The organism is Brevundimonas sp. UBA7838 (assembly GCF_002500885.1).
Classification (GTDB): Bacteria; Pseudomonadota; Alphaproteobacteria; order Caulobacterales; family Caulobacteraceae; genus Brevundimonas; species Brevundimonas vesicularis_C.
In genome coordinates, this window is sequence record NZ_DLTK01000006.1 from 22,420 (window position 1) to 22,910 (window position 491).

General features: G+C 69.9%; 1 pseudogene. It reads left to right on the plus strand.

The annotated features are described in order from the left end of the window. Positions 1-97: 97 nt before the first annotated feature. Positions 98-491 (plus strand): annotated as a pseudogene (locus B3T77_RS00400) (aminoglycoside phosphotransferase); the annotation flags it as partial.

Genomic DNA, 491 nt, shown 5'->3' on the forward strand with positions numbered 1-491 from the left:
CCGGATCAGCTGGTTATCGAAATCTCCGAACAGGGCGAAGGCCGCCTTGCGACCGTTTCCGGCGTAGGCCGATGGGAAACGAGGCTGAAGGATCTGCATGTCTGACCGCGAAACCCTCCGTCTCGACTTCCTGAAGGCCGCCGGCCTGGCCGACGCCGTGCGCGCGCCCCTGCCCGGCGACGCCTCGACGCGGCGGTATGAGCGGCTGACGCCGACGACCGGTCCGACCTTGATGCTGATGGATCAGGCGCCCGCCGCCGAAAGCCAGCCGTGCGATCCGCGCTGGACGCCCGAGCAGCGTCACGCCGCCGGCTGGAACGCCGTCGCCCGCCTGTCCGCCGGCCGGATCGAGGCCTTCGCCGCCGTTGCCGCCCATCTGAAGTCTCTGGGCCTGTCCGCCCCTGAGATCCCGTCGCTGGACGCCGCCAACGGCTTGGCCGTGCTTGAGGATTTCGGCGACGAGCTGTTCGCCCGCGTGATCGAGAACGGCG